The sequence below is a fragment of the Prosthecobacter sp. genome, from assembly GCF_034366625.1.
GTDB lineage: Bacteria > Verrucomicrobiota > Verrucomicrobiia > Verrucomicrobiales > Verrucomicrobiaceae > Prosthecobacter.
In genome coordinates this window covers 155,445-182,331 of record NZ_JAXMIH010000019.1, presented here as the reverse complement: position 1 = coordinate 182,331, position 26,887 = coordinate 155,445, and the positions used below count along the sequence as shown (strand labels likewise).

Below are 26,887 nucleotides of genomic sequence, written 5' to 3'. Positions count from 1 at the left end.
CTTCGAGTTATAAGGCGGGAACGAGTTGGAGGCCGAGGCTGTGGGCTTGTTTTTGTAGATTGAGCAGACGTTTGGCCTGGCTGGAGGGCGTGACTTTGAATGCCTCGTTTTCGTCGTAGGCGCTGCCGCTCTTGATCATGCCGTAGATGATGCGTGCGAGCTTGTGCGCGGTGGCGACGATGCCTTCGGCCTTGCCGAGGCGTGCTTTGAGACGGCGGCAAAACTCGCCGATCTTGTTGTCGCTGCGTGCCACGCATTGCGCGGCGAGGCGCAGGGCACGGGCGACGCGGCTGGGCACCTTGCGGGTTTTGGCCTTGAGCACTTTGCCTCCACTGATGCGGTTGTCGGGACACAGCCCCATCCAGGAGCTGAACGCTTCGGCGCTACGGAACGCTTTCTTCATCTGGCTGCCGGTGCCGACCTCGCTCATCAGCACGCCGAGCACTCCGGCGCTGACGCCGGGCACGGCGCTGAGGTCCACGCCGTAGAACCGGAACGCCTCATCGTAGATGGGCAGCGTGGCCGGGGTGTTCTTGTGGAGGCGGTGCTGCTCGGCCGGGGCGCTGGGTGGTGGCGCTGTGGTGTCGCCTGACACGGCTTTGACCAGCGCGGCGATCTGCTCATCACACGCGGCGATGGCGGCGAGGCACTGCGTCCAGCGCTGCTGGCACTGGCCCAAGACAAAGAGGTATTCGCAACGGTAGTCGCCGCGCAGTGCCTTGATGATCTTCTCCTTCGGACTGCGGCAGCGCTTGTCACGCAGGGCGGCGAGCCGCTCCGCATTGCGCTCCCCGGCGAGGATGGCCGTGATGATGGCCTGGGCGCTGACACCATCGACATCGCTGAACACATGGTGGATGTGCAGGTTCATCTCGGTCAATACTTTCTGCATGAGCTGCGTCTGCCGCCCGGCCTCGGCGATGATCTCGCTGCGGTGGCGCATGAGGTAGCGCAGCGGCACGATGTCTTTGTCGGGACGGAAGGACTTCCGCAACAACCCGGCGGCGTGAAGCTGCTGGAGCCACTGCGCATCGCACACATCGGTCTTCTTGCCCGGCACGCCTTTGACATGGCGTGCATTGACCAGGCACACCTCAATGCCTGCATCGCTGAGCATACTGTAAGTGGTGACCCAGTAGTTGCCGGTGCTTTCCAGCGCGGCGGTCTTGATGCCGCAGGTGATGAGCCAGTCACGCAGCGCTTCAACACCAGCGGTGAAACTGCTGAAGGTGCGCACCGTGTCGCCCGCGCAGCGGCCCGCAGGCACGGCGGCCACCAGTTCCTCCGCGCCGATGTCGATGCCTGCCGCATCGGGATGGGTGATGGTGTTGAGTCCCTGCTTGGCCGCAGCAGCGCTGGCGGCCTTGATCTTTGCGTTGAGTCGTCTTTTGCGCTTGGTCATGGCTTTGGCTTGTGGTTGGATGGATGAATGCAAGGGCAGCCGCCGAACAAACATGGACAGTCTCCTGAACGGGGTCGGCACCCCGTGAAGGGCATCGCCACCAATGACCGGCTTGCGGGGGCTGCGACCACGCTAACCAACGGGGTCCGCGGTTCAGCACCGCGCCACCATTGCCGTGTCGGCCTATGCTCCTTGCATCCACATCCAACGCTCAACACGCACACACTCCGTTGCAATCCCAAGTTACTCCCCGCCCGGCAAAGGCTCCGCCCCTGTTCCTTCGCTAACCATGCACTGCAGCGAACCCGGCCATCGCGTTATTGTTGCAATCGTGACGTTCCGTGGGCCGGGTCGCTGAGCTTGGTCGTTCGCCCAACTCCAGCGCCGCCCACTCCTCAGCGGCAGCGTTTACCGAAGCTTTACAGACATCAAAGCACTCAGCATGCAGACTGAACACCTATGAAAAACTTTTGCACACACCTAGCCTTTTGCGTTTTTGCCAGTTTCATTCAGGCGGCGATACCCACAGATACGAATGTGACACTGCTGAAGGTCAAGAAGGTTACCGTTGAGGACAGCGTCATCGTCATTGTCGCCGAAAAATCCACGACGCGTATAACATTGCTCGCTGACGATCAAGATCCATCCTACAAGGGCGAGACCCGGGATGGAAAGCCAGTTACAACGGTGCAGGTCTTGTCGAATAATGCGACTTTCACGATCAAGCCGGACCGTTACTCCAAACCTGGAGGAGTGTTGGAGAACGTGTGGAAGAGCAGCTTGGCATTGGCCAGAAAGTTGCAAGAAAGCAAGGATGTCGGAACTGTTGAGATTGGCTTTTACGCGCCCGAGGTCGTCATCAAACGCCACGAAATAACATCCGTCATCGGGTTCGGCTACTTGGTTGCCAAGCGCCAATGAAACAGACCACGAAGACACCATGAGCACGACCACCGCGAGAACGAGGGCGAACAAAACGGATGCAGGCAGGGGGCTCGCATGGCATCTGTCGTGTCATCGGTGCCTTTGCCAGCGCCCCCCAGCGCTGCCCTGCGGGTTGCCTTCAGCAAGCTATCTCGCTCCGCTCGGTTCGCTCGCCGTCGCCTGATCCGAAGCGTTCGCCCAAGACACGGAGTCACTCGCCACCTATCTCATGCTCATTCGCCAAATGACTATCGGAGATTATCTCCAAGCGACAGAGCTTTGGCAGCAGGCATCTGGTGTCGAGGTTGCCGAGGGTGATGATTTCGAGACTTTGCGGGGTTTCCTCAGCAGGCGGCATCACAGCTTCGTTGCGGTGGACAAGGGAGAGGCGATCATCGGCGCGGTGCTCTGTGGTGATGATGGCCGGAGAGGGTATCTTTACCATCTTGCCGTTGCCGCCGCCCATCAACGAAGAGGCATTGGGACTGTGCTGGTTCAGCACTGTCTGGCTGCTTTGCGAGGGACAGGGATTCTACGCGCCACCATTTTGGTAGAGCTCACCAACTCGGCAGCCAGAGCATTTTGGTCTTCTAGAGGATTCGAGGAGATTTCTCTCGCTTTGCCGATGGGGGTGGATCTTTGAGCACCGAGTTCCACATGAGAATGACAACAGACCAACCAAAGAACAAAACGGATGCAGGCAACGGCTCGTCTGGCATCTGTCGTGTCATCGACGCCTTTGCCAGCACCCGCCGGCGCTGCCCTGCGGGTTGCCTTCGGCTGTCTATCTCGCTCCGTTCGCTCGCCGTCGCCTGATCCGGGACGGTAGGCCACACCGCACGCACACCATGCCAATCGTCGACATCGAAATCATCACTTCGGAGTCACTGGACGGCGGTCTTGCGGCAAAGATTGCGGACATGGCAGCGCAGGTCTTCGGCGGCCCACCCGCCAGCACTTGGGTTCGCGTGCGGTCACTGCCACAGGAACACTATGCCGAAAACGGTACTGCGACCCCAGAAGGGTGGCGTTCTGTGTTCGTCACGGTGCGCAAGGCGCAGCGACCGACAGGCCCGGCGCTGGAGACCGAGGTGCGCGCACTGACGGAGGGCGTCGCGCGAGTTTGCGGGCGGCCAGCCGGGAACGTCCACATTCTCTACGAGCCAGACGCCCAAGGCAGGATTGCCTTCGGAGGGAGCTTGAAGACATGACGAACATGCGGCCGCCTCCTCCTGAGTAACAAGACATCGAGTTACACAGCGGGAACGAGTTGGAGGCCGAGTTTGGCGGCTTGTTTGTGCAGGTTGAGCAGACGTCTGGCCTGGCTGGAGGGCGTGACTTTGAAGGCTTCATTTTCGTCGTAGGCTTTGCCGCTCTTGATCATGCCGTCGATGATGCGTGCCAGGTGGCTGCCGCTTCGCTCCACCCTGCGGGCAGCCTGACGGTGCTGCGAACAGGCCTGCGCGCCACGCCTTGCGCAACCAGATGCAGGGCGCGTTTGCACTTCGGGATGAGCCGCCCATTCTGACCCATGCTCGGATTCGAATTCACCTACTGGACCGCGACGCTGGCCGTGGTCTCCATCATCGGCGCGGTGCTGGCGCTGGTTCACCTGCTGCTGCAGCATCGGGATTACCGCTCGGCGGCGTTCTGGACGGCGCTCATTGTGCTCTCGCCGCTGATCGGGCCGCTGCTGTATCTGTTTCTGGGCATCAACAGCCTGCGGCGGCGCGGCAGGCACTACCGCCGCAGCACCCACGAGCCGTGGCGTGATCCAGTGCCGGAGCATCCCCTGCCCTTCGTGGCGGACAGCAGTTGCGCGGCGCAGGAGCACCAGCAGCTCGCACGCACGCTGGACCGCATCTCGCGCTTCTGCTTCACCAAGGGCAACCGCGTGGTCCCGCTGTGCAACGGCGACGAGGCCATGCGGCGCATGCTGGCGGCGATCCGCGGCGCGCAGCACAGCATTTCACTGGCCAGCTACATCTTCGAGGCCATCGGCATCGGCGCGGAATTTGTGACGGAGCTGTCCGACGCGGTGAAGCGCGGCGTGCAGGTGCGGGTGATGGTGGATGACGCGGGCACGCGCTACTCGTGGCCGCCGGTGATCGAGGCGCTGAAAAAGGCCGGGGTGAACGCGCGGCGCTTCATGCCGAACCGCATGATCCTGCGCCTGATCACGATGAACCTGCGCAACCACCGCAAGATCATGGTGGTGGACGGTCGCACCGCCTTCACGGGCGGCATGAACATCCGCGAGGGGAACATGATCTCCCGCAAGCCCGCACATCCGGTGCATGATCTGCATTTCGAAGTTACAGGACCATGCGTGGCACAGATCCAGCGTGTGTTTGCCGAGGACTGGACCTTCTGCACCGGCGAAGCGCTCGAAGGCCCGCTGTGGTTCCCCGATCTGACAGGCACCGGCCAGACCAGTGTCATCGGCATCGTCGATGGTCCGGATGAAGACATGGAGGTCATGCCTGCCGCCTTTTTCGCCGCGCTCAATGCCGCGCGCGAAGAAGTGAAGATCATCACCCCCTACTTCCTGCCCACCGCCGTGCTCGCGGCCTCGTTGCGCCTGTGCGCGATCCGCGGGGTGAAGGTGACCATCCTCACCCCGGCGCAGAACAACATCCCCTTCGTCGCCTGGGCGGCGCAGACCTTGTATCCCGATCTCCTGGCCGTCGGCTGCCGCATTTTTGAATCCCCTCCACCCTTTGACCACTCGAAGTTCTTCCTCATCGACGGTGTCTGGTCCTTCCTCGGCTCCACCAACTGGGATCCACGCAGCCTGCGCCTGAATTTTGAATTCAACATCGGCTGCCACGACGCCGAGCTGGGCCACCGCCTCGCCGCGGTGATGGACGCCAAGCTCGCCAGCAGCCGCGAGATCACCTGTGAGCTGCTGGAAGCCGCCCCGGTCCGGCAGCGCCTGCGCAACGGTTTCGCACGGCTGTTCATCCCCGCGTTGTGATTCGTTGCAGCTTTTGGCTAAACAAAACGTATCTACCTGCGTTTCCATTGAGCCATGATGATCCCGGGCATACCCCACAGCCTCCCCTTCGCCGCAGATTCGTCCTGCCGCGTGCCGGGTATCTCGATTGCCGGGAATAAATCCACGGACACTGGCGTCACACGAAACCGCCGCATGTCACCCCCGTCTTTCTCCCCGTCATGAACCCTTTGCCCCGGAAAACGGGGCCTCTGCCGCGCGCAGTCAACCAGCGCACCCATTAACTCAACCCATCCATACCCAATCATGAAGAAACTCATTGCCCTCGCTTTCGCGCTCGTCGCCTCCTCCGTGTTCGCCGCCGAGTTCCCGGACATCAGCATCGCCGACCTCAAGCAGGCCATTGCCGACAAGAAGGTCACCGTCATCGACGTGAATGGTGCTGCCTCCTATGCCAACGGCCACATCCCCAGCGCAGTCAACTTCGCCACCCAGAAGGACAGCCTCGCCAGTGTGCTCCCTTCTGACAAGGGTGCCCTCGTCGTCGCCTATTGCGGTGGTCCTGCCTGCAGCGCCTATAAGGCCGCCGCCAACAAGGCCAGCGAACTCGGCTACACCAACGTGAAGCACCTCTCCGCTGGCATCTCCGGCTGGAAGGCCGCCAAAGAGTCCTTGGAGAAATAATCCAGCAAACTCTACTGACCGGGCGTGTGGGAACCATCCCGCCGCCCGGTTTTTCGTGCCTGCTCCGGCCGTCAAGGAGGCGCCCAGGCTTCCATCGCCAGACTCGCCGCACCGAGCGCGCCCGCATCGTCTCCAAGGGTCGAAGGTGTCACTTTCAATGGAACGGTGGACAACGCGGGCATCATGAAATTCGCCGCCTGAACAATCGAGTCGCAGAACCGCTCCCCCAGCGCCGTCAGGGGACCGTGCAGGATGAAGACTCCGGTGTCGGCGATCATATGCAGACAGCCGATGACCCTGGCAAAGTCCGCGCACACCTCATCCCACACAGCACCCTCCTCATCTGCCAGTGCTGCCAGTGCCGCGCGCAGATCCTCCGGCAGCTTCGCCTGCGGCCCCACCCCCGCCAGCCGCCGCCAGGTCGCCGGCGCGCTGAGCGCATGATGCAACTCCTGGCGTTTCCCCGTCCCGCTGTCCAGCGGCCACGGCCAGCGGCCCACCTCACCAGCGGCATGATGCGCGCCTTCGATCAGTTTGCCGTCCTGCACCATCGCGATGCCGAAACCGCTGCGCGGTCCCAAGATCACGTAGTGGTTCAGCTCATGCCCCAGGCCAAACCAGCGCTCCGCCAGCGCAATGGCGCGCAGGTTGTTTTGCAGGATGACGGGAACCTTGAGCATGCCGCTGATTTTTTCGCCCACCGGCACCTGATTCCAGTCAGGGATGAAGGCGTAGTACAATCCCACGCCGGCCTGGGCATCCACCAATCCGGGGACTCCTAATCCGACCGAGAGCAGCGCCCCTTGCATCGATGCTGCCAGCTTCCTCACTAGCGTGAGAATCGTCTGGATCACCAGATCGGCGGTCACCTCCGCTGGCAGCGATTGCGCAACGGCGGCCACCACCTGCCCTGAGAAGTCCACTCCCACGGCCTGGATCCGCTGGGCATTGAACTCCACTCCGGCAAACCAGCCCGCCGCCGCCACGGTGGTCAAAATACGCCGCGGGCGTCCCATCGGCCCCTGGTTCAATCCTGACTCGTTCAAAAAGCCCCCGGCAATCAACTGGTCCACATACAACCCGACGGTGGAGGGCGAAATCCCCAGTTCCCTGGCCAATGTCGTGCGGGAGGTGGCACGTCCGCTGCGCACATGCAAAACAGCCGCTCCGAGCATTTCATGTTGGAAGACCGGGTTTTTACGCATTCGAATAAAAAGCCTGTTGCTCGTTGTTCTGTCCAGCAGGATCAATGCACTCTCAGTAAAAAATCCATCCCATGAGTGCTCTACCCATCCGCACCCCCGCGCGCAAGTGCGAAGTCGCCTGGTTCTCCGCGCTCTGCTCTGACGACTACGAGTTTCTCGGCGTACCGGACGGCTCCCTCCGCTCGAATTACGAGCACTGTGGCGACATCGTGAAGAAGGCGGATGCCCTTGGCTATCAAAACATCCTGCTGCCCTCCGGCTGGATCGCCGGGCAGGACGCGCTCGCCTTTGCCGCTGCCATGGCACCGCAGACCTCGCAGATCAATCAGCTCGTCGCCCTCCGCATGGGCGAAGTCTGGCCCCCCATGCTCGCACGCGCCATCGCCACCGTCGATCACATCGCCCAAGGCCGCCTGTGCATCAACATCATCTCCTCCGACATGCCCGGCATGAAGGAAAGCAACGAAGTCCGCTACGCCCGCGCCAGCGAGATCATCCAGATCCTCCAGGGCCTGTGGCGCACCGATGGCCCCTTCGAGTGGAAGGGCGAGTTCTACAACATCTCCCTCCCCAACACCGAACCCGCCAAGCCTTACCAGCAAAATGGCGGCCCTCTCATGTACTTCGGCGGCATCTCGCCCGCTGCGCAGGAATTGTGCGCAAAGCATTGCGATGTCTTCCTCATGTGGCCCGAAACCGAAGACCGCATCGCCGAAACCATGCGCGTCATGTCTGAAAAAGCCGCCGCCTATGGTCGCCAGATCGACTTCGGCTTCCGCGCGCATGTCATCGTCCGCGAAACCGAAGCCGAGGCACGCGCCGCCGCCGACCGCCTCATCTCCAAGCTCGATGCCGCCAAAGGTGCGGAGATCAAAGCACGCTCGCAGGACAGTCAAAGCGCCGGGGTGAAGCGCCAGGACGAACTCCGTGCGCAAAGCACCGATCTCTACATCGAAGACCACCTCTGGAGCGGCATCGGCCTCGCGAGAAGCGGCTGCGCCAGCGCCATCGTCGGCGATCCCGCTCAAGTCCTCGCCAAACTCAACCGCTACATGGACATGGGCATGCGCGCCTTCATCCTCAGCGGCTATCCGCACCTCGACGAGTGCGACCTCTTCGCCAAGCATGTGCTCCCCAATCTCCCCACCTGCCGCCTGAACGAACTTCAGGGCCGCCGCGTGCCCGATCCAGTGACTCCGCTCACGACGGCTGAGCGAAGATGACAGCGCCGCCTTCTTCAAACTTCAGGCGGCATAGCCCGCTCACCGTCCTACTCCTACTCGTCCTCCTACTCGAACTCGTCCTCGCTTCGATCCAGCCTCCAAGTCTCCGCGTCTCCTCTTCCCTAGTCCCCTCCACTCCATCACCACACCCACTCCGCGCACAGCAGCTCCGCCTGCGCCAGCTCGATCTGCGGCAACGCTGCCTGCCCGCCTGACTGCGAAGCAGTCGGTGTGGTCACGAATCGCCTCCCGGCCCTTTCCTGCTCAACAGGCGCGGACGCGTGTTATTTCGCCTTGGGGATCTTATCCAGCGCGTCCTTCACGATACCAAGAATATCCACCTCGTCCTTCTCCTCCTTGTCGAGCGGCGCGGCGTAGAGTCGCTTGGTCGGATTGTCAAATATCTCGGAGACCAGGCTCTCCACGAAGGCTGTTTCGTGATTCTCTTTTTTCATCCGCGCGATCAGGTCGCGAAACGGATCGAGGCTGATACTGATGGCAGACTTGAACGCCCACTCTTCTTCTGCTCGCCGTTCACTCGAATACCGTTTCGCGGTGAAGGCGATGAGGAATGCCAAGGGTGCGACAATGACGAGGCGGGCGTAGACCAAGGCCCATTGAATGCTTGTCCTGTCCTTTTCGGAGAGAACGGCGATGTGTTCGACGAACCAAAAGGCAAACCAGATTGTCCCGCCGACCGACGAGAGCAACAGAAGTGCCCATACCCAACTGGCATAAGAGATGTGCCGCCGCCGCGTATCGAAGGCGGTGAACAACGACGCGCCGATTGCCTTTCGCAGGTGATCCTTGATCTGGTCGATGAGCGACTCGTTCGTATTGACGACTTTATCGGTGCGCTCGCGAAGATCCGTAACGGACTGCTCCGTGCTCTTGCCCAGTTCGGTCAGATGTAATTGGGCCGCCTTTCCTGCTTCGGTCATCTGATTACGGTGCGCCTCGATCTCTCCATAAAACGTCGTGATCTGGGCCAATTGGTCCGTCATCTTCGCCCTCGCGTCGGTGATGGCTTGGTGCATGGTTTTGGCATCGGACTCAAACTTTTGCACCTGAAGACCAAGGTTTTGGATAGTCGCGACCTCCGCATCCGCCGTGGCCTTGCGGGCAGTGAACTCAGCGGTGGCAGTTGCGGCGGCGGCATCAAGATCAGCACGCACCTTTCCAGCTGCGGTGGCGTTCTCCGTCGCCAACTTCAAGACCGTCCCGATCTCTGTTGAATCAGTCTGCCCCGCTGCGAGGAGGGCCGCGAGTCCATCGATCGTTGGTTGCAAAGCATTGAGTCTCTCAGTCACTTTGGCGTTGAAGTCAGCTTCTGACTGAGCCAGCGACTTTCCAAACGTGTCCAGTTTGCTGGTGAGTTCCGATTCGTGCCGATTGACCAACTCCAACATTTTACGGGCAGCCACTTCGGCCTGTTGGCGGGTGCGTCGAATCAACTCGATCTGTTCCTGCGCAATCTTGCCTGTGAATCCATAGGTGATCAGGCCATACTGCAGGCAATAGGCGAACAGTTCCTCAAGCTGTTTGAGCAGGCCTGATGCCGAGTCTGCCGGGACAGGCTGGTCTTCAGCTGGAACGCCCGCGAATGTGCTCTCTACTTGGACCAAGCGGTCGTGGATGGCCTTGGTGATGACCGACGGAAAAAACTCGGACTTGGGGTCGCCGTAGAAAGTCGCGAGCGATTCAAGGAGAAGCGAAGTGTTGCTGAGCGTGCGTTCGGCGTTCGGCCCGTCAACGGAATCATGGGTTCCAAGACGGGTAGCAAAATCGGTCTTACGCTCCTTAATGAGCGTATTCAGTCTCTTTGCAATCTGGTCGATCTTATCTGCCATGACTCATTTTTTCAAGTTTCGTTCCTCATTGCAATCAAATCTTCGCCGGTTTCGGCGGGAGTTACACATAGCCTCCCCGACGCATGAAAGGGTCAGGAGTCGATTCGTGACAAACTGACTATTCTGTCAACTATCAACCCTGACCCTTTCATGTTCGTGGAAATCGACGACGTAGAGGTTTCGATTCGGCCGGTGTCGCAACGCACGGTGAAAAGCACGTCATGTTTTGCGGGCGTAAACAATTTCTGTCGGCTCCCCGTCTGACGTAATCCAATGCTTGTCTCCGGTATAGTTCCGCTCGATCTCATTGGCGAAGACGCACATGTCCTCCCAGAACGGATGCGTGATGCCGAACATACTTTCGAGGGTTTGGTCGCTGATGCTGAACTTGGCATCCGTCTCCAGTCTTTTAGTGACGTGCTTGTGAAGTGAACCCCATTGCTCTCGTGTAATCATATGAATAAGAAACCGAACATTAAAGATGCCGCGTGTGAGTCGCCTAACGACCCGGATCAGGCGACGGCGAGCGGGACGCGTCGATGACACGACAGATGCCATTCGAGCCCCCTGCCTGCATCCGTTTTTTTGGGCCTTTTCGATGTGCCCCCCGTTCATACTGTCTAGGGATAGAGGAGATCTGGAAGATTCATTCCAGCCTTGGAAGCGAGCCTATCCAATTCGTGATTAATATTTTCGTAGTCCGGTCGAGTCTTCATCAAAGCCCATTGAGATCTAAGCATCTTCTCTTGCTGTGGTTCTAAGTATGGTGCCAACGCATCAAGCCTCTGATAAAAAGATGTGGTCAGTTGGAGATCGACGAACGGGATGAAAATGCCGATAAAGACGCAAATCAAGAACGCGACATGATTGAAAACCGAACGAAGCCTGTGATTTCTGGTTTTGCGTTTGGCCTCTTCTTCAGTAAGGGCCTTTTTCGGGATTCGGCGGCGAAGCGTCAAGAATAAATCCCGACCGAACATGACGGTGACTGATCCCATTAGGATATAACTCAATATTAACACTGAAACCCATTCGCGTTTCCCTTTCGCTGCGCTGATAAATGCCCGATTCTCCAGCCATGCCGCAATCCACGTGCCGCTGATCGACAACAAGTGCCAGATGCCTTTGAGCGTTGGCTCAAGAAGCCAAACGAAGACGATCGAAGCGACAATACTCGAGGCTACATTAATGGTGAAAGCGCGGCGATCCATGGTAAATGACTACTGGGTGAGGCGAACGTTGTTTAGCCACAATGAATTGTGGGCGAATCTGATTCGTTCACAGTTTTTTGTGGATTAACCGGGTTGAGGCAAGGTAAAACGGGGTCGTTCACGAAAGAAAGGATTTTGAATGAGTGCGCCGATGGAAGCGAAAAAGCCGCCCGAGGTCAAGCCTTGGGTGCGGCGGGTCGTCGAGGCTGCGGGTGTTTTCATGCCAGTCCATGCAAGAAAGGGTCGGGAGTCGATTCCTGACAGCAGGCCCTGGGGAAGCCCCGGTGCGCGACGGCAAGGTCGTGCGCTGGATTGATCCAGGATCAGGCGAGCCGGTGCCGTGAGTGGCTGTTGAGACAGGCAGCCTGCCAGAAGGGTGCCGAGAAACTTTGGCCTGCGAGACTGACGGGTGCGCTTTAGGAGAAAGCTTCGCATTCCTCAGTGCGATCCCATGGCAGTGCTTCACTCCCACAAGATCACCTTTTTCATTGCCCAGGCGCGGCTGCTTCATGGCACGCTCTACGACTACTCCAGAGCCGAATACAAAGGCGCGGTGAAGAAGCTCTGCATCGTGTGCCCGCAGCATGGGGAATTTTGGCAACGACCGCACAACCATCTGCGGGGCGAAGGCTGTCCGACATGCGGCAAAGCCAAACATAGCGAATCCACACGAAGGGGCGCAGGCATCGACTTCCCTGCCAAGGCCCGTGACATCCACGGCGAGCGCTACGACTACTCCCACGTCCACTACTTGGGAAACGCGGTCGAAGTGGCGATCCTCTGCCCGCTGCATGGAATGTTTCATCTAACACCTCAGAGGCATCTGAGGGGAACATGCTGCCCCAAGTGCGGCAGGGCAAAGCATGGCCGTCCATGATGCCCGCCGCTTCACCCTGACTTGACCTTTCTTTTCCATCATCCACAGAAGGGGGGGCCTTGCCTCGGCGAAGCCCTCCTCCGTCTTGAGATTCGCAGCGTCAGTCAAGATTTTGCAACCGGAGCCCGGTTCCACAAGGCCCACGTCGTTGAAACCATCAAGCAACTCCAGAAGATGTAACATCCACGGCCCCGGCACGTTCGCGTGACGGGGCCTTCCTTTCCAACATTCAATTATGATCAAGCCCGATTCAATCCCCCGGCCTCTCATCTTGGTCCTGCTATTCGTAGGGGCTGCGTGGATTGGCGTGTCTCTTGTTTGCTTGGTCATCGGCACGGCGAGTTCACCAACACTCCAGTTTCTCGGCCAGGCGGGAGACACCTTTGGCGTGGTGAACTCCCTTTTCAGTGGCATCGCGATGTGCGGCGCGATCTACACCGTGTATCTCCAGACTCGCCAGATGGATAATCAGGGCAAGGAACTTCATCATGACAGGTTGACTGAGGAACGGCAACTGCGGCGGACGAAATACGAGGAAATGCTTCATGCGATACAGACCGACATCAATGAACTCAGCAGAATCATAGGATCAGATATTTACCACCCCATCACGCAAGAGGTTGGCGGGAGAGTAAGTGTGGGCTTGTTGAATCTTTTTCAAAAACCCAGACTCCTCTGCAGGATATATTTTAGGGCACTCCTCCCGGAGTTTGAGGGAAAGCTGACAGGCCCCATCTGCCGGGCCGGCACCACGTATCTAACGTATTGGAAAAAAGGCAGTGAATTCGAAGAGCTTTTCAAAACTTTCACAGAAATAGTTGAATCGGCGGAGGAGTTTTTGCGGGAGGCCATACGCCAGATCGATATTCACACGGAACCGGAGACGACACCATGACGCCGGTAAATGTTACGAGGAACCTTTGGCGAGACCTTTGTTGACGAGGATGAGGCGGGGCCGAACAAGACCATGCACCTTGGCCGAGGATGAAGTCGAAGATTCTCGTTACTAGCCGAGAAAATAAAATCCCCCTACATGGCGCAATGTCATGAACAGGGGGATGCTGCGCGTCAGTTTAACCGACGCACCTGAGCATTAGAGGAGACGAAGAACTTCTCGCGAGCCGTCTGCGTTCTCGAGGATCACTTTGCCCTTTGAGGCTTGATGGTCGAGCACGAGATCGAACAAGGCGAGTGCCTTGCGAAACACTTCGATGGTAGTCGAAGCGCGGCTTTTGCGCTGAACTTCTTCAATCTGCTCCTTTGCCTCTGGAGTCATGTCCAGGCTTAGTCTGACTTTTTCTTTCTTCAAGGGTATGGAGGTAGACTGCAAGCCCCATCGTGAAAACGGTCAGGGCTGCGATTGTGTAATATGCCAATTGCGGGGCGTCACACCATGCCGCCGCCACTGCTGATGCGAGCGCAATCAGAAGGGTGGTCACAAGGAAACGTCGAATTGGAACTTTTTCAGACTTCAACCAGGTGAGGTAGCAGTCTTTGAAAGTGATGCTCCACTTGTTATCGTCGTATTTGGCGAAACGATCAGTCGTGGGCGGGTTGGAATCATGGTTCGGATTGCGCGGTTGCATGGGGATGGAAAGCCCAACAAACGCCTAGGATGTTTTAACTAATATCCCAAGCGAATGTAGGACCGGTGGGTGTGGAACGAAGGCTGTGGTAGGGATGCATATGTCGATTAGGTTCAGGTGTGGTTGGAGCGTGACCCAGTGAAGAGCCACGGTGAGCCGTTGAATGCGGCTCAACGGACGGTTAGCACTTAACTATTGCGTGTCAAACCCACATTTAACCATGTTTTCACCCTGAAAACTACAGATCTCCGTAGTCACGGTCGAGGGCCACCCATCGTTCAATGTTGGCCAAGGGCCCACTCCAAGGCCGATGGACTTGTTTCCAGAGCCCTCACTAAAACCCGCCGGGGGTGTTGCATCGGAAGCGTTTAGGGCGGCACTGGAGGCCGGAAAACCATCTCTTTTTGTCCGGCTTGGATTCATTTCGCGCCGATTTGATGGCAAGTCCGCGAAACACCAGTGCGCTTCTGTCCGACCGTCATGCACTTCGCAGTCAGTCACCGGGCGTGCATAAGCGACATCGAGGCTGGAGCCGGGCGGGCTGGGCAAGAGGCCATGCGGGTATTTTGCTTATCCAAGCGGGGAATGAATCCGATGGCAAGGAATGCCGGATGCTGGCAGCTCGATTCTTGAGGCTGGATGCTCGATTCTAGTCTCCGTTGCCTTCATCCTTCGCAGTCTTCCCCCTTCGCAATCTTGCTACGGAGCACCTGAACTCTAGGCGGCTTGATGGTGGAACAGAGAGTAACTTTCTCTGGTAAAAGATGGGTGGTAAAAGATCGGAAAACAGCGGTTCCCATTTTTTACCGGCAATTTTTTACCAGCCAAGTTATCCGGGAGAATGGAACGGAGAACGGGTCCGTTATCTTCTGTTCCAAGCTCTGTTCACAAACCGCCGGGCCGCTGCTGGTCGTGGGCTTTCTCCCCGCGCCGGGTGTCCCGCACGAGCCAGAGGCGGCAGGTGGAGTGGTGGAGTGGCATGGGGGAGCGTGGCCGGGAAAGGAGGAGAGGGCCTTGAATATTGAAATTTACTTACACATTCAAGCTTGTTTGGCGGGCTTTTTTTGGGCTTATTTTCGAGCAGGGGGCCAGTTGGCCCCCTTTGAATCTTGTTTTTTTACTGACTCAACCCATGAAAACACCTGATATAACCCATCCTGACGGCCGCTACCGCGCCACCGACTTCATCGGCCAGGCCATCATCTTCTGGCGGGGCGTGCGGCGGATGACGCAGAAGCAACTGGCCCTGGCGGCCCATGTGTGCGACTCCGCCGTGAAACGCCTGGAGGCAGGCCGGAAACGCGGCGGCTGGATGGTGACGCTGGAACAGCTCTGCCTGGGCATGCGCATCAAGCTGGTGGAGCTGATGGCCGTGGCCGAGCGGCTGGCGGAGGAGGCGATGGCGTGGGCGGCGCGAAAACCGCAGGACAGGAACCCGCCTGAAGGAGCTTCCTAAAAAAGCCGCCAAGGTGGCCAGTTGTTTCTTCGCCAAAAAGGCGCGGCGGTGCTGGAATAAGCGGCGATGAAACGCAGGCCCAACCACCTCAAGCGCCTCACGGCCCTGGCCCGTCTGGAGGCTGGATCGGCTGGACTGGATGCTGGCTCGTCCCATCAACTTGCTGGCTCATCCGTGCGGACGACAGACTCGCCCGTGCGAACGACAGAATCATCCGTGCGGACGACAGAATCACCCGTGCGGACGACAGACTCGCCCGTGCGGACGACAGAATCATCCGTGCGGACGGCAGACTCGCCCGGAAGCCTCCCAAAGCAGGCCTTTTCACCTAAGATCCGCGAAAGGCAGGAGGGGCCTGAGTGGCTCCGGAATGTCTGCACAGACGCAGGCGCAAAAAGTCGCCATGCCAAGGAGCGGGGGACTCTGTCCCCCACCAACAGCGGGGACCGCTGCGAAGCCGCGGAGCGAATCCCCGCCTCCATGACTTTTTGCGCTCGCTTCTGCGCATCCCTTTTTTCCTGGAGGGCCGGGTGATGGCGCTGTGGAGCAGCGGCGTCACCTGGAATTCCGGGATTTTGTGGTCCCCATCGGCCCCACCGCCGGTGCTGATCACGCTCACAGAAACAACGCAACGAACCAAACACATGCAACGCAAACCATACTACCCGAGAAAAGTGGCCGAACAGCCCAACTGGCACTTCACCTACGCCGAGCAGCTCGTCCTGCACGGCGTGTCCATCGGCCTGGTGCTGGCGGACGTCACCGCCAGCGTCAACGACTCCAAACATCTGGGCTACGGCCTCGGCGCGTGGCTCAACTCGGTGCGCGAGTTTGGCCCCGGCTCGACGGGACAGGTGGAGGTGCTGAAGTACGGCACCGGCACGACGCCCTTCACGCTCCCCGAGTTCACCGCGCCCACCCCGCCGGCCGGACTCACGGCGGTGCTGCCGGGGGCGCTGGCGCGGATCTTCCGCTATGTGCGCGCCATCAAGGCCGCGCCGGGCTACACCGAGGGCATCGGCCTGCTGATGGGCATCGTGGGCGAGGAACTGCCGCCACCCCCGCCCGGTAGTGGTGTGCCGCGCCTGACGCTGGCGCTCAACCAGATCCCCGCGCAGCAGCAGGTGCTGCTGAAGTTCTTCAAGGACGGCCACGAGGGGATCTGGATCGAAAGCCGCCGCAACGGCGGTGCCTGGGAGTTCCTGGCCATCTCCAGCAAGAGCCCCTACACCGACACCCGCGCCCTGCTGGTGGCCAGCCAGGCGGAGGTGCGGGAATACCGCGCCATGTTCTGGGACGCCGGACAGCCCAACGGCGAATGGTGCGATGTCGCGAAGATCACCGTGAGCCCGTAGCGCCGGAGGCGCGGAGGCTCGCTGCGCGGAGGGGACTGGGAGATGCGCTTCGCGCGGAGACTGGGAGACGAGGAGAGCAGGGATAATCTCTTCTCCAAGTCTTCGTTAGAGCGTCCACTTCTTCGCATTCACGGCCATGGAGACGAGCATGCGAAGAATCACTTCATACTCATCATCCAACACGGAGCGTTCCGAATCTGCCAGATAGCCGCAGCGCTCAGCAAACAGGAGCCAGGTCTGAGTCTCCGCCGCCTCTGTCTCCGCGTCGCTAAGCTTGCTGATGAACGCGGCTTCATACCGCCGCTTCCTCCAGGCTTCGGTGATGTTCGCGGCCACCGAACGTGAGGAACGCCGCACCTGATCTGTCAGAGAATACATCTCGTCCTTGGGAAAGGACTTCGAAAGCTCGAACACCTGCATGGCCGCCTTAAACGCCCGCTGAAATACCTCTAGCTCCGTGTGCCGTGTGATTTTCATCCGTCCCTTTTATCTCATCCTCTCCACTTCTCAAAGTCTCCTCCTCTCCACTTCTCATAGTCTCAAAGTCTCCTCCTCTCCCCATCTCAAAGTCTCCTCCCCTCCCCCGCCATGCCCTACGACCCCACTCTCCCTCAAGCCGGCACCGAGATCGACGCGGTGCAGATGCGCGCACAACTGAATGGCCTCAAAGAACTCATCGACGCGATCCAGAGCATCAACGCCGCCATCGTCGATGGCACCAACACGCTGCCGACGGGCACTCCGGCTCAGGTGGTTCTCGAGGTGACCGACGGCACGCTGCACTTCATTTTTGGCATCCCCACCGGCCCGCAGGGCGAGACGGGCAGCAACGGCGCTCCGGGCTCCAACGGCAGCGATGGCGCTCCCGGTCAGCAAGGCCCCCAAGGCGAGCCAGGCCTGCCGGGCGCTCCCGGTGAGGTCTCGCTCCAGCAACTCACCGACGCCATCGCCACCACCAGCAGCAACAGCAACGCCGTGGCCACGCTCGGGATGACGGTGAGCGACCCGCCGACGCAGGCGGAGGTGCAGCAGATCGCGAACAAGATCGATGAGCTGATCGTGATGCTGAGAAGGTGAGGATGCCAAAGCAGAAAGCAGAAAGCAGAGCCGAGCAGCATGGCGGTCCGTTCTCCGATCCATTCTCCGTAGCTTTACTGCGAAGGATGAAAGCATCTGCGAAGGATGAAGCTGCGAGACAGACTGAGCGAAGCGAAGCCCGCAGGGTGAGATGAGCGTGGGGCGCGAACGAATCAAAGCTGAAATGCTGATCTGTTTTCCCATTTCTACTTTCCCATTTCAGCTTTTCAGTTTTTCAGCTTCTCAGTCCCACAAGAACCCCAGCCTGCGGAGGATTCTCGAAGGAGTGCCCCAAAAGCCCGCGTTCCTGACCCCGTTTTTTGCCCAATTTTTTGCCCAATGACCGCCTCTGGTGGATGCGACCGTCAAACAGACGTGACCAGCGTTAAAAAAACCACCGCCAGCACGAGGCTGGCGGCGGTGGTCTGATGTTTCTTCCGGGTGGCTTGATTACTTGCCCGACTGCGCGGCTGCCTTTTGGATGGCCGCCTTTTCCTTGTTGGTGATCACGCCGCGACTTTTCAGATCGTTGGTCAGGTGTGCCACACCGCTCACAAAGGCACCATGGTTCCCGGCCGAGTTGGCCAGGCCCACGATGAGATCGGTGATCGTGCAGCCGTCCTCAAACAACTCGTTGAAGACAAAGGTGTCCTGGCCGCCGATGACCACGGTCAGACTGAGATCGGAGGTGTCGCAGGCGTCGGCATTGTTGCCCACGCCATCGCCATCGGTGTCCAAGGACTCGGTGGGATCCAGCGGGAAGGCGTCACCGTTGTCGCCCACGCCGTCACCGTCCGTGTCGGCCCACTCGGTCGGGTCGTTCGGGAAGGCGTCCTGGTCGTCGGGATAACCGTCTCCGTCTGTGTCGAGATTCCTGGCAGTCATTGCAATGTTCGTGACGAGGGTGGCCGCTCCATGACGAAAATGGCTGACCCCAGGAACTCCCTGATTGCCAGTAAACCGCACGAGGATGTTCGACACCGTCGGCGTGAAAGTAAGGCTGCGCGAGCGCCATGGGTTGAAGGCCAACGTCGCGTAGGGCACATAGGGGGAGGTTTCGTAACCCGTGTCCGCGATGATCGCCCCCGTGCCTGCATCCAGAATGATCGCTCTCACCCGTCCGGTCGCATTGCCGCCAAAATAAGCATACACGTTCCAGTCGAACGTCAGCGTGTGCTGGGCGCCGGCGGTGGTTGTCACCGCCTGCTGGATGTAGCCGTTATTGGGGCTGGTGCCATTGGCCCAGAGCGTGGAGAAATCGGGTCCTTGGAAGGCTGCAAATCCCGTCGTGCTCGTCCATACCGTTGCCGCGAGGCCGGTATCGACGGGTGGTGTTCCCGCGATGATCAGATTTTCGCCAGCGGCGCGGACCGTGCTTGAAATGGAAGCTGCCATCATGAGCAGTCCCAGCCTGAGGCCGCCGAGGGCGCTTCTTGTTTTGCTTGTTGTTTTCATTGTGGTTTGGGTTCGTGGTTGTGACGCAGTTCGAGACTGTGCCGCCTTCCAGGCCCGGTTTCTGGTCTCCCGTTTCATCGGACCCTCAAGTTTTTCGCAAAAAGGCCCCGCCTGACAGAATCCTGACTTCCATTCAGGTGACTCAGAGGTGAGAATTTGCGGACGTCGGTGGTCTTCCCACTCCCAATTCTCCCGACTTCCCCCTCCGCTCGCATGCCTGCCGCTGACGCCTCAAGGTACACCGACTTCCCTTCGACCCACTGGACGCTCGTCCAGGCCGTGCAGGGCGGGAATGCCGACGATGCGGCGCGAGCGATGGAAAAGCTGTGCGCGGGCTACTGGTATCCCATCTACGCCTTCCTCCGCCGCAGCGGCCATGCGGCGCATGACGCGGAGGATCTGACGCAGGCCTTTTTTCACCGGCTCATCACCGAAAAGGCCCTCGACATGGCCCAGCAAGGCTCCGGCAAGCTGCGCTCCTGGCTGCTCGGCGTCCTGAAGCATCTGCTCAGCGATCACTTCCGCCACCTCGGCACGCAAAAACGCGGCGGCGGCATCCCGCATGTCTCCTTTGATGAACTGGCCGCCGAGGAGCGCTACGCGCTCGAATCGCAGACCGAGAGTGATCCTGATGCTCTCTTCACCCACGTCTGGTCCCAAGACCTCCTCGCCAGTGTGCGAGAGAAACTGCGCACGGCCTACGAGGCCGCCGGTCGCCGCGAGATTTTCGATCTCCTGCTGCCCTACCTCATGTGGGACCGCGAGCCGCCCTCCTGCCGCGAGATCGCGAAAAAAATCGGCTCCAGCGAGGTGGCGACGCGCATCCTCATCCACCGGCTACGCGTGAAGTTCCGCACGCTGCTCAAAGAGGAAGTCGCCCGCACCGTCCTCACGCCCGAGGACATTCCCGGCGAGCTGGCCTGGCTGCAGGGTGTGCTGGCGGGTAGGTGAAGAAAATGGCAGTAGAATGAGGGCAGCAGAATGAATTCAAATCTCTCCTCCCTTATTCTTCTGCCACCATTCTACTGCCATCCTCTGCTGAAACCCTGAAACACCACCTCCCAAACCGGGCCTGTAACCCAGCACCCATGCCCGCCGACTCTCCAGACCCATCCCCACCACCACTCGGCGCCGAGAACTACCAACTCGGCCCCGAGATCTCGAGCGGCGGCATGGGCAGCGTGCTGGAGGCCAAAGATGCCAAACTCGACCGCACCGTGGCCATCAAGGTGATGCTGCTGGAAGCGAACGCAGACGCCCGCATGAGGCAGCGCTTCCTGCGCGAGGCCCAGGTGCTCGCCAAGCTCGCGCATCCGAACATCGTGCCCATCTACGACATCGTGTGGGAGGACGGCATGCCGCTGTTCTACTCCATGAAGCTGGTCAAGGGCCGCACGCTGCAAGCCATCCTCCTCGACCTGCGCAAAGGAGTGCCTGAAACGCTCCGTGACTACTCGCTCGACCGTCTGCTGACCATTTTCCGCAAAGTCTGCGACGCCATCGCCTTCGCCCACAGCCAGGGCGTGCTGCACCGCGATCTGAAGCCGGACAACATCATGGTCGGCGAGTTCGGAGAGGTGCTGGTGATGGATTGGGGACTGGCGAAGATCAAAGCAGAAAGTGAAAAGCAAAAAGCAGAAATGGATGCTGCGCAGCAGCCTGATTCTATTTCTGTTTTCGACTTTCCCATTTCTGCTTTTTCAAAAACTCTGCACGGCTCCGTCCTCGGCACTCCCCAATACATGTCCCCCGAGCAAGCACGCGGCAGCCTAGCGGAGGTGGATGAGCTTTCGGACATCTACGCGCTCGGCGGCATTCTTTACGCCATCCTCACGCTGCGCCCACCCGTGGAGGGCGCGACGGCGCTGGAGGTGCTGGAGAGGGTCAGCAAAGGCGAAATCACCGCGCCCACGGCTTTCCAATCGCGCTCCGGCAGTCGTGGGAAGGCTTTTGAAAAAGGCGACGTGCTCGAAGCGAAGCTAATCAAGCCGCTGCCACACATTCGCGGCGGTCGTGTGCCTTCCGCGTTGTCCTCCGTGGCGATGAAAGCGCTGCAACTCGACAAAGCCAACCGCTACCCGAGCGTCATCGCCCTCAGCGCGGACATCGAGGCATACTCGACCGGCTTTGCCACGTCTTCCGAGCAAGCGGGAGCACTCCGGCAGCTCCAGCTTCTCATGCTGCGGCACAAAGTCGTCACCGCATCGCTCGCCGCGCTGCTGCTCATTAGCCTCGGCTTTGTGTGGAAGGTGATGGCGAGCGAACGACGCGCCCAGCACTCGCTCGCCACCGCGCAGATCGCCCTGGCCGATGTCGCGCTCAAAGAAGGCGACGTGACTCGCATGACGAGCGCCTTGGAGGTCGTGCCCACGGCCTTGCGTGACCAAAGCTGGCACTATCTGGCTGCGAAGCACGATTCCTCACTCGGACCGCTCATGATTCCCGGCTTCTGCGAACAAGTGACGGATGTTTGTGCGGTGGGAAACGCCGCCGCGCAGTTCGCCATCGCCAGTCGCGATGGACGCATCGGCATCGTGGATGTCGTGAGCAAAAAACTCCTCCGCACCCTCGACACCGGCCATGCAGGCGAGCTGCGCCTCAGCATCTCCGCCGATGGCAAACGTCTCCTCGCACGCACCAGCTCCGCCAGCGAGGCCGCCTTGTATGATCTCGCCACGGGAGAGAAATTGAAGACCTTCGCCGTCTCGCACTCGGACGCCGCCGCGCATCCTTATCTGCAAACCCTCGCGCTGAATGCCACCGGCACGCTCGCCGCCATCGCTGACTTTGACACGGAAGCGCTGCATCTTATCGAGACCGCCACTGGCGTGGTGCGCTGGACCAAGCCCTTCCGTCCGCTGCGCATGGTCTTTGCTTCACATGGACATGCGCTCGCACTCGTCCAACACCAAGATTACGTCCTACACGGCCTCAAGCTCACCGATGGCAGCCCCGCCTTTCTCGGGCGCCTCAACGCCCATCCGAACTCCATGGCAGCGAATCCCGATCATGCCCGGATCGTCATCGGTCTTATCTCCGGTGATGTGGAGGTTTATCATTCCAACAACGGCCTGCTGATCAAACGCCAGCGTGTCGCCGCCATGCCGATCGCACAGGTGGCTTACAGCGCTGGCAGGAACATCATCACGCTCGGAGGCAGCAGTTCACAAAGCCTCGCCGTCAGCCGTGCGCTGTCCTTTTGGCATCCCGGCGATCTCGCACCGAACGGCGTCTTCCACGGCATCACCGCTTATACCGGCGATTTACCGCTCAGCGTGAATCACACGAGCGGGCACCTGCTCACGCAGCAATCCCCGCCGCAGATCTGGCACTTCCCGGATCAGCCTCTCGCCGAGATGCTGCCCGGTGGTGACGAAGGCTGGTCCTGCCATTTCCTCTCCGACACCGAACTGCTCGCCCGAGGAGAAAAGGCATTTGCGACACTCTTCGACGTGTCAGACCCGCGCAAACCCATCACCATGCCCGCTTCCATCGGCGAGAAGCACCCCGTCAGCGCCGTCCACCTCGCCACCGGCCTCATCGCCACCGCTTACTCGCGCAACAGCCTCACCACACCCGGCTCCGCGCTCAGCCTGTGGCAGACCACGAAAGACGGCGTCACCGAAAAATGGTCCCGCCCTGCCGAGGTGAACAACGACAACACCATGCACCTCGATTTCGATGCTCAAGGCGAACGCCTCCTCCGCACCACACCGCAGCCGCATAATCATCTCATCATCCACGACACCCGCACCGGCGATGTGCTCCACGATTTCAAACGCGAAGCCTACAAAGCCATCTTCGCCGGCACCCACGGCCACATCATCGCCATCTCCAGCGAACTCCAGCCCAACAACACGCAAAAGGGCAACATCGCCATCCTCGATCCGCGCGATGGCCGCATCCTCGCCTCACTCGATCACGGCAGCGCCTTCTACGCGCTCGCCGCCTCACCCGACCGCCGCCTCATCGCCGTCGGCGGCAGCGACCGCTTCGTCATGATCCTCGATGCCGACACGCTCGCCCTGAAGCATCGTTTCCGCGCCCACGACGCCTCCATCACCGCCATCCGCTTTCATCCCACCCAGCCCCTCCTCGCCACCGGCTCCACCGATCACAGCCTCAAGCTCTGGCGCTACACCGACGCCACCCTGCTGCAAACCTTCACCGCCATCGAAGGCCTCCCCCGTAGCCTTACCTTCAGTCCCAATGGCCGCCTCCTCGCCACCGACGGGCGAGATCGTGCGGTGCGGGTGTTTGAGCTGGAAACGTCTAAATAATAGGCGGTAATCGATGCCGCAGAAAGTGCCTCTCGTTGCGTTCGTTGGTAAGTGCTCATGCCATCTGAAAATACGCCCGTTCGCTTCGCCCTCGCCGGATTCGGTGCCTGGGGCAAATTTCACGCTCAATCCATCGCGGGGAATCCCGAGGCGCGGCTGGTGGCCATCACGGCTCCCTCGGAGGCTTCGCGTGAGGAGGCGCGCATGCTTTACCCCGAGGCTCACATCTTTGCGGATGCGCGGGAGATGATCGCGCAAGCGGAGTTCGACATCATCGACATCGCCACGCCGAGCCACACCCATCGCGAGATCGCGCTCGCAGCGATGGCGAAGGGCAAACATGTGCTGCTGGAGAAACCGATGGCGATCACGCTGGACGACTGCAAGGCCATCGTCGCCGGAGCGCGCGAGCATGGTGTGCATCTGGCGGTGGGGCATGAGTTGCGCCTCTCCAGCCAATGGGGACGGGTCAAGGAGATCATCGACGCGGGCACCATCGGCGATCCGCAATACGTACTCGTCGAGCTTTCGCGGAAGCCTTACCGCCTCGGGGCCGGCGGCTGGCGCTATGACCAGAGCCGCGTCGGCAGTTGGGTGCTCGAAGAACCCATCCACTTCTTCGACCTCGCCCGCTGGTATCTCGAAAGCAGCGGCGATCCCGTCGAACTCCATGCCTACGCCAACTCGCGCGATCCGCAGCGCCCGACGCTCTACGACAACTTCAGCGCCATGTTCAAATACGCCAATGGCAGCTACGCCGTCGTCTCCCAAACGCTGGCCGCCTTTGAGCATCATCAGACCGTGAAAGTCAGCGGCACCAAGGGCGCGCTCTGGGCCGCCTGGAGCGGCGCGCTGGATCGCACTCTGGAACCCGAATACTTCCTCAAGGTCTTCGACGGTGAAAACCTCGAAACCGTGAAGCTCGAAAAACACAGCGGCGAGGTTTTCGAGCTGCGCGAGGAGGTCGCTCAATGCGTGGAAATGGTCCGCAGTGGCAAGAAACCCGCCGCCACCGGCCTCGACGGCCTCTGGAGCGCGGGTTTATGCCTCGTGGCGGAAGAATCTATCCGCCAGGGCAAGCCGCTGCCGGTGGGCGAGTTGTTGAAGTTCTGACGCATGAAGCCCTGCTCTTTCTTGCCTTCATCTCTTGGATGACAGCGCTCCGCGCTACAATGCGTAATCATCGGCCTTCATGACCACCCGCACTCTTCTTTTCGCCACCGCGCTCGTCGCCACACCCATCCTCGCCGCCGACTGGCCCGCCTGGCGCGGGCCGACGATGGATGGTCATGCGGCAGCAGGTCAAACATTGCCGGTGAAGTGGAGCGAAAGCGAAAACGTGCTCTGGAAGGCTGAAGTGCGTGGTCGCGGACATGGTTCGCCGATCGTGGTGGGCCATCAGGTGGTGCTCGCGACAGCGGATGTGGAGACGGAGGAGCAACTCGTGCTCTGCTTTGATCGCGCCACAGGCAAGAAGCTCTGGGAGAGCGTGGTTCATCGCGGCAACCTCAACACGAAGGGACACAAAATCTCCTCGCAGGCATCGTCAGATGTGGTGAGCGATGGCGAGCGGTTTTACGTCAACTTCCTCAACAACGCTGCCATCTTCACCACCGCGCTCGATCTCAGTGGAAAGCAGCTCTGGCAGCGCCGCGTGTGCGATTTCCAGGTGCATCAGGGTTTTGGCTCCTCACCGGTTGTTTATCAAAACATCGTGCTAGTGTCCGCCGATCATCGCGGCGGTGGCAAAATGACCGGCCTCAACAAACTCACCGGCGAAGTCGTTTGGCAGCAGGATCGCCCACCCGTGGCGAACTACTCCACGCCTGCTGTTCTCACCGCCGCAGGCAAACTCCAGGCCGTGCTCGCCGGCTGCAACAAGGTGGAGAGCTTCGATCCGCTCACCGGCACGAAGCTCTGGAGCATCGACGGCAGCACCGAGGAGACCGTCGTCACCGCCGTGACCGATGGTAACCGCGTCTTCCTCGGCGGTGGTTATCCGAAGAATCACACCATGGCCCTCGAAGCCGACGGCAGCGGCAAGATCGCGTGGGAGAATGTCACGAAAACCTATGTGCCCTCCATGCTCGTCAAAAACGGCCACGTCTTCGCCGTCGGCGATGCAGGCCGAGCCGTCTGCTGGAAGTCTGCGACTGGCGAAGAGCTATGGAATGAGAAAGTGGACCGCGAGTTCTTCGGCTCGCCCGTCATGGCCGACTCGCGCATCTACGCGACGAGCAAAGGCGGCGTCACCTCCGTCTTCGAGGCCACGCCGGAGAAATTCACGCTCCTCGGCCAAAACCAACTCGGTGACGAGTCCTTCAGCACTCCCGCCATCTGCGGCAACCGCATCTACCTCCGCTCCGCGAAGACCAGCCCGGCACGGCAGGAGTATCTGTGGTGTGTCGGTGAGTGATTGGGCCGCTCGTTGCGTTATCAGCGTATGAGAGCCGCTTTTCTCCTCACCACCCTTTGTCTCACCACGCTCCTCTCCCGCGCAGATGATTTGCAGCCGCCGATCACCGTCGGGCAACGCGTCGCCACCTGCGGGCACAGCTTCCATGTCTTCACCTATCGTCAGGTCACAGAGATGGCGCTGGCAGCGGGCTTGAAGCACGAACTGGCGGGACTTTCCAGCATCGGCGGCTCCACGGTGCAGAAGCATTGGGATGTGCCGGAGGAAAAGAGCGCGGTGAAACAAGTGCTCAAGGCTGGGAAGGCCGATGTGCTCACGCTTTCACCCATCTGGCTGCCGGACGAGGCCATCGAGCAGTTCGTGAAGCTCGGTATCGAGCACAATCCCGCGCTGCGCATCACCGTGCAGGAATACTGGATGCCGAATGACGAGTATGAACCCGTTTATCCCCTCCAAACACGGAAGAAGGTCGATCACAACGCCACCGATATCGCCAAGCTCCGCGATGCCACACTGAGGTATGCCAAGGACATCGAAGAATACGTCAAAGGCATCAACCAACGCCTCGGCAAAGACGCCGTGCTCATCGTCCCCGTCGGCATGGCCGCCGTGATGCTGCGCGAAAAGATCGTCAAAGGCGAAGCCCCCGGCCTCAAGGCCCAGGCTGATCTCTTCCGCGACACCTGGGGCCATGCCAATCCCCCGCTGCAAATCCTGTCGAGCTACTGCCACTTCGCCGTGATCTATCGCCGCAGCCCCGTCGGCCTGCCGGTGCCTGCTGCCTTCAAGCTGCTCAAAAATGTGAGCCCAGACGATCAGGCAAAGCTCAACCAACTCCTCCAGGAAATCGCCTGGGACACAGTGAGCCAGCATCCGATGAGTGGCGTGATGAAGCCTGCGAAGTGATTTCACCTCCCAGACCATGACCTG

The 26,887-nt window shown here is 60.1% G+C and carries 26 protein-coding genes; 16 read left to right on the top strand and 10 right to left on the bottom strand.

Features of this window, described 5'->3' with window-relative positions:
* Positions 1–7 precede the first annotated feature (7 nt).
* Positions 8–1,402, bottom strand: coding sequence for an IS110 family transposase (locus U1A53_RS19705; RefSeq protein WP_322283568.1), 1,395 nt, complete (start codon positions 1,400–1,402; stop codon positions 8–10).
* 459 nt (positions 1,403–1,861) lie between these two features.
* Between U1A53_RS19705 and U1A53_RS19700 the strand changes: the two genes are divergently transcribed.
* The 3 genes from U1A53_RS19700 to U1A53_RS19690 all read left to right on the top strand — a co-directional run bounded on the left by U1A53_RS19700 (position 1,862) and on the right by U1A53_RS19690 (position 3,537).
* The gene (locus U1A53_RS19700; RefSeq protein ID WP_322283567.1) at positions 1,862–2,323 is read left to right on the top strand and encodes a hypothetical protein; all 462 of its coding nucleotides are present in this window, start codon (positions 1,862–1,864) and stop codon (positions 2,321–2,323) included.
* Positions 2,324–2,555: 232 nt separating this feature from the next.
* Positions 2,556–2,969, top strand: coding sequence for a GNAT family N-acetyltransferase (locus U1A53_RS19695; protein WP_322283566.1), 414 nt, complete (start codon positions 2,556–2,558; stop codon positions 2,967–2,969).
* Between the two features lie 205 nt (positions 2,970–3,174).
* Positions 3,175–3,537, top strand: a complete 363-nt coding sequence (locus U1A53_RS19690) for a hypothetical protein (RefSeq protein WP_322283565.1) — start codon at positions 3,175–3,177, stop codon at positions 3,535–3,537.
* Positions 3,538–3,578: 41 nt separating this feature from the next.
* Here U1A53_RS19690 and U1A53_RS19685 read toward each other — a convergent pair whose 3' ends face one another.
* A complete protein-coding gene (locus tag U1A53_RS19685) occupies positions 3,579–3,830 on the bottom strand; it encodes a hypothetical protein (protein ID WP_322283564.1) in 252 nt (83 codons plus the stop codon).
* A 27-nt stretch (positions 3,831–3,857) separates the two neighbouring features.
* On the opposite strand from U1A53_RS19685, the gene cls reads away from it, so the two are divergent.
* Both cls and U1A53_RS19675 read left to right on the top strand, forming a co-directional pair.
* On the top strand, positions 3,858–5,303 hold the full coding sequence (gene cls, locus U1A53_RS19680; protein WP_322283563.1) for a cardiolipin synthase: 1,446 nt from the start codon (positions 3,858–3,860) through the stop codon (positions 5,301–5,303).
* A gap of 285 nt (positions 5,304–5,588) precedes the next feature.
* Entirely contained in the window at positions 5,589–5,966 is a 378-nt protein-coding gene (locus U1A53_RS19675; protein ID WP_322283562.1) for a rhodanese-like domain-containing protein, read from the top strand.
* Positions 5,967–6,037: 71 nt separating this feature from the next.
* Here the strand turns inward: U1A53_RS19675 and U1A53_RS19670 are convergent, their stop codons facing one another.
* The gene (locus U1A53_RS19670) at positions 6,038–7,216 is read right to left on the bottom strand and encodes an ROK family protein (protein WP_322283561.1); all 1,179 of its coding nucleotides are present in this window, start codon (positions 7,214–7,216) and stop codon (positions 6,038–6,040) included.
* A gap of 26 nt (positions 7,217–7,242) precedes the next feature.
* Here U1A53_RS19670 and U1A53_RS19665 point away from each other — a divergent pair, with 26 nt between their 5' ends.
* Positions 7,243–8,394 carry an LLM class flavin-dependent oxidoreductase gene (locus U1A53_RS19665; protein WP_322283560.1) on the top strand — a complete coding sequence of 384 codons (1,152 nt, stop codon included), beginning with the start codon at positions 7,243–7,245 and terminating at the stop codon, positions 8,392–8,394.
* Positions 8,395–8,678: 284 nt separating this feature from the next.
* On the opposite strand, the gene U1A53_RS19660 is transcribed toward U1A53_RS19665, so the two are convergent.
* The 4 genes from U1A53_RS19660 to U1A53_RS19645 all read right to left on the bottom strand — a co-directional run bounded on the left by U1A53_RS19660 (position 8,679) and on the right by U1A53_RS19645 (position 11,677).
* The gene (locus U1A53_RS19660) at positions 8,679–10,244 is read right to left on the bottom strand and encodes a hypothetical protein (RefSeq protein ID WP_322283559.1); all 1,566 of its coding nucleotides are present in this window, start codon (positions 10,242–10,244) and stop codon (positions 8,679–8,681) included.
* Positions 10,245–10,463: 219 nt separating this feature from the next.
* Entirely contained in the window at positions 10,464–10,700 is a 237-nt protein-coding gene (locus tag U1A53_RS19655; protein ID WP_322283558.1) for a hypothetical protein, read from the bottom strand.
* Positions 10,701–10,864: 164 nt separating this feature from the next.
* The gene (locus U1A53_RS19650; protein ID WP_322283557.1) at positions 10,865–11,455 is read right to left on the bottom strand and encodes a hypothetical protein; all 591 of its coding nucleotides are present in this window, start codon (positions 11,453–11,455) and stop codon (positions 10,865–10,867) included.
* A gap of 84 nt (positions 11,456–11,539) precedes the next feature.
* Complete coding sequence (locus U1A53_RS19645; protein ID WP_322283556.1) at positions 11,540–11,677, bottom strand: hypothetical protein; 138 nt, start codon at positions 11,675–11,677, stop codon at positions 11,540–11,542.
* Between the two features lie 229 nt (positions 11,678–11,906).
* Between U1A53_RS19645 and U1A53_RS19640 the strand changes: the two genes are divergently transcribed.
* Both U1A53_RS19640 and U1A53_RS19635 read left to right on the top strand, forming a co-directional pair.
* The gene (locus U1A53_RS19640; protein ID WP_322283555.1) at positions 11,907–12,332 is read left to right on the top strand and encodes a hypothetical protein; all 426 of its coding nucleotides are present in this window, start codon (positions 11,907–11,909) and stop codon (positions 12,330–12,332) included.
* Positions 12,333–12,567: 235 nt separating this feature from the next.
* Positions 12,568–13,227 carry a hypothetical protein gene (locus tag U1A53_RS19635; protein ID WP_322283554.1) on the top strand — a complete coding sequence of 220 codons (660 nt, stop codon included), beginning with the start codon at positions 12,568–12,570 and terminating at the stop codon, positions 13,225–13,227.
* 198 nt (positions 13,228–13,425) lie between these two features.
* Here the strand turns inward: U1A53_RS19635 and U1A53_RS19630 are convergent, their stop codons facing one another.
* Positions 13,426–13,641 carry a hypothetical protein gene (locus U1A53_RS19630; RefSeq protein ID WP_322283553.1) on the bottom strand — a complete coding sequence of 72 codons (216 nt, stop codon included), beginning with the start codon at positions 13,639–13,641 and terminating at the stop codon, positions 13,426–13,428.
* A gap of 1,409 nt (positions 13,642–15,050) precedes the next feature.
* On the opposite strand from U1A53_RS19630, the gene U1A53_RS19625 reads away from it, so the two are divergent.
* Positions 15,051–15,374 (top strand): helix-turn-helix domain-containing protein, encoded by a 324-nt coding sequence (locus U1A53_RS19625; protein ID WP_322283552.1) that lies wholly within the window; start codon positions 15,051–15,053, stop codon positions 15,372–15,374.
* Between the two features lie 644 nt (positions 15,375–16,018).
* A complete protein-coding gene (locus U1A53_RS19620) occupies positions 16,019–16,729 on the top strand; it encodes a hypothetical protein (protein WP_322283551.1) in 711 nt (236 codons plus the stop codon).
* Positions 16,730–16,834: 105 nt separating this feature from the next.
* On the opposite strand, the gene U1A53_RS19615 is transcribed toward U1A53_RS19620, so the two are convergent.
* Positions 16,835–17,206 carry a four helix bundle protein gene (locus U1A53_RS19615; RefSeq protein WP_322283550.1) on the bottom strand — a complete coding sequence of 124 codons (372 nt, stop codon included), beginning with the start codon at positions 17,204–17,206 and terminating at the stop codon, positions 16,835–16,837.
* 111 nt (positions 17,207–17,317) lie between these two features.
* Between U1A53_RS19615 and U1A53_RS19610 the strand changes: the two genes are divergently transcribed.
* A complete protein-coding gene (locus tag U1A53_RS19610) occupies positions 17,318–17,806 on the top strand; it encodes a collagen-like protein (protein WP_322283549.1) in 489 nt (162 codons plus the stop codon).
* Between the two features lie 450 nt (positions 17,807–18,256).
* On the opposite strand, the gene U1A53_RS19605 is transcribed toward U1A53_RS19610, so the two are convergent.
* Positions 18,257–19,261, bottom strand: coding sequence for a hypothetical protein (locus U1A53_RS19605; RefSeq protein WP_322283548.1), 1,005 nt, complete (start codon positions 19,259–19,261; stop codon positions 18,257–18,259).
* Positions 19,262–19,474: 213 nt separating this feature from the next.
* Between U1A53_RS19605 and U1A53_RS19600 the strand changes: the two genes are divergently transcribed.
* From U1A53_RS19600 to U1A53_RS19580, 5 genes are all read left to right on the top strand, one after another.
* The gene (locus U1A53_RS19600) at positions 19,475–20,212 is read left to right on the top strand and encodes a sigma factor (RefSeq protein WP_322283547.1); all 738 of its coding nucleotides are present in this window, start codon (positions 19,475–19,477) and stop codon (positions 20,210–20,212) included.
* A gap of 137 nt (positions 20,213–20,349) precedes the next feature.
* Positions 20,350–23,541 (top strand): WD40 repeat domain-containing serine/threonine-protein kinase, encoded by a 3,192-nt coding sequence (locus U1A53_RS19595; protein WP_322283546.1) that lies wholly within the window; start codon positions 20,350–20,352, stop codon positions 23,539–23,541.
* A gap of 57 nt (positions 23,542–23,598) precedes the next feature.
* A complete protein-coding gene (locus U1A53_RS19590) occupies positions 23,599–24,654 on the top strand; it encodes a Gfo/Idh/MocA family oxidoreductase (RefSeq protein ID WP_322283545.1) in 1,056 nt (351 codons plus the stop codon).
* Between the two features lie 79 nt (positions 24,655–24,733).
* On the top strand, positions 24,734–25,957 hold the full coding sequence (locus tag U1A53_RS19585; protein ID WP_322283544.1) for a PQQ-binding-like beta-propeller repeat protein: 1,224 nt from the start codon (positions 24,734–24,736) through the stop codon (positions 25,955–25,957).
* 27 nt (positions 25,958–25,984) lie between these two features.
* A complete protein-coding gene (locus tag U1A53_RS19580) occupies positions 25,985–26,863 on the top strand; it encodes a hypothetical protein (protein WP_322283543.1) in 879 nt (292 codons plus the stop codon).
* Positions 26,864–26,887 lie beyond the last annotated feature (24 nt).

Coding starts and splice junctions, on each gene's coding strand:
- U1A53_RS19705 (WP_322283568.1), bottom strand. CDS start 1,402: ATGACCAAGCGCAAAAGACGACTCAACGCAAAGATCAAGGCCGCCAGC.
- U1A53_RS19700 (WP_322283567.1), top strand. CDS start 1,862: ATGAAAAACTTTTGCACACACCTAGCCTTTTGCGTTTTTGCCAGTTTC.
- U1A53_RS19695 (WP_322283566.1), top strand. CDS start 2,556: ATGCTCATTCGCCAAATGACTATCGGAGATTATCTCCAAGCGACAGAG.
- U1A53_RS19690 (WP_322283565.1), top strand. CDS start 3,175: ATGCCAATCGTCGACATCGAAATCATCACTTCGGAGTCACTGGACGGC.
- cls (WP_322283563.1), top strand. CDS start 3,858: ATGCTCGGATTCGAATTCACCTACTGGACCGCGACGCTGGCCGTGGTC.
- U1A53_RS19675 (WP_322283562.1), top strand. CDS start 5,589: ATGAAGAAACTCATTGCCCTCGCTTTCGCGCTCGTCGCCTCCTCCGTG.
- U1A53_RS19665 (WP_322283560.1), top strand. CDS start 7,243: ATGAGTGCTCTACCCATCCGCACCCCCGCGCGCAAGTGCGAAGTCGCC.
- U1A53_RS19660 (WP_322283559.1), bottom strand. CDS start 10,244: ATGGCAGATAAGATCGACCAGATTGCAAAGAGACTGAATACGCTCATT.
- U1A53_RS19655 (WP_322283558.1), bottom strand. CDS start 10,700: ATGATTACACGAGAGCAATGGGGTTCACTTCACAAGCACGTCACTAAA.
- U1A53_RS19650 (WP_322283557.1), bottom strand. CDS start 11,455: ATGGATCGCCGCGCTTTCACCATTAATGTAGCCTCGAGTATTGTCGCT.
- U1A53_RS19645 (WP_322283556.1), bottom strand. CDS start 11,677: ATGAAAACACCCGCAGCCTCGACGACCCGCCGCACCCAAGGCTTGACC.
- U1A53_RS19640 (WP_322283555.1), top strand. CDS start 11,907: ATGGCAGTGCTTCACTCCCACAAGATCACCTTTTTCATTGCCCAGGCG.
- U1A53_RS19635 (WP_322283554.1), top strand. CDS start 12,568: ATGATCAAGCCCGATTCAATCCCCCGGCCTCTCATCTTGGTCCTGCTA.
- U1A53_RS19625 (WP_322283552.1), top strand. CDS start 15,051: ATGAAAACACCTGATATAACCCATCCTGACGGCCGCTACCGCGCCACC.
- U1A53_RS19620 (WP_322283551.1), top strand. CDS start 16,019: ATGCAACGCAAACCATACTACCCGAGAAAAGTGGCCGAACAGCCCAAC.
- U1A53_RS19615 (WP_322283550.1), bottom strand. CDS start 17,206: ATGAAAATCACACGGCACACGGAGCTAGAGGTATTTCAGCGGGCGTTT.
- U1A53_RS19610 (WP_322283549.1), top strand. CDS start 17,318: ATGCCCTACGACCCCACTCTCCCTCAAGCCGGCACCGAGATCGACGCG.
- U1A53_RS19605 (WP_322283548.1), bottom strand. CDS start 19,261: ATGAAAACAACAAGCAAAACAAGAAGCGCCCTCGGCGGCCTCAGGCTG.
- U1A53_RS19600 (WP_322283547.1), top strand. CDS start 19,475: ATGCCTGCCGCTGACGCCTCAAGGTACACCGACTTCCCTTCGACCCAC.
- U1A53_RS19595 (WP_322283546.1), top strand. CDS start 20,350: ATGCCCGCCGACTCTCCAGACCCATCCCCACCACCACTCGGCGCCGAG.
- U1A53_RS19590 (WP_322283545.1), top strand. CDS start 23,599: ATGCCATCTGAAAATACGCCCGTTCGCTTCGCCCTCGCCGGATTCGGT.
- U1A53_RS19585 (WP_322283544.1), top strand. CDS start 24,734: ATGACCACCCGCACTCTTCTTTTCGCCACCGCGCTCGTCGCCACACCC.
- U1A53_RS19580 (WP_322283543.1), top strand. CDS start 25,985: ATGAGAGCCGCTTTTCTCCTCACCACCCTTTGTCTCACCACGCTCCTC.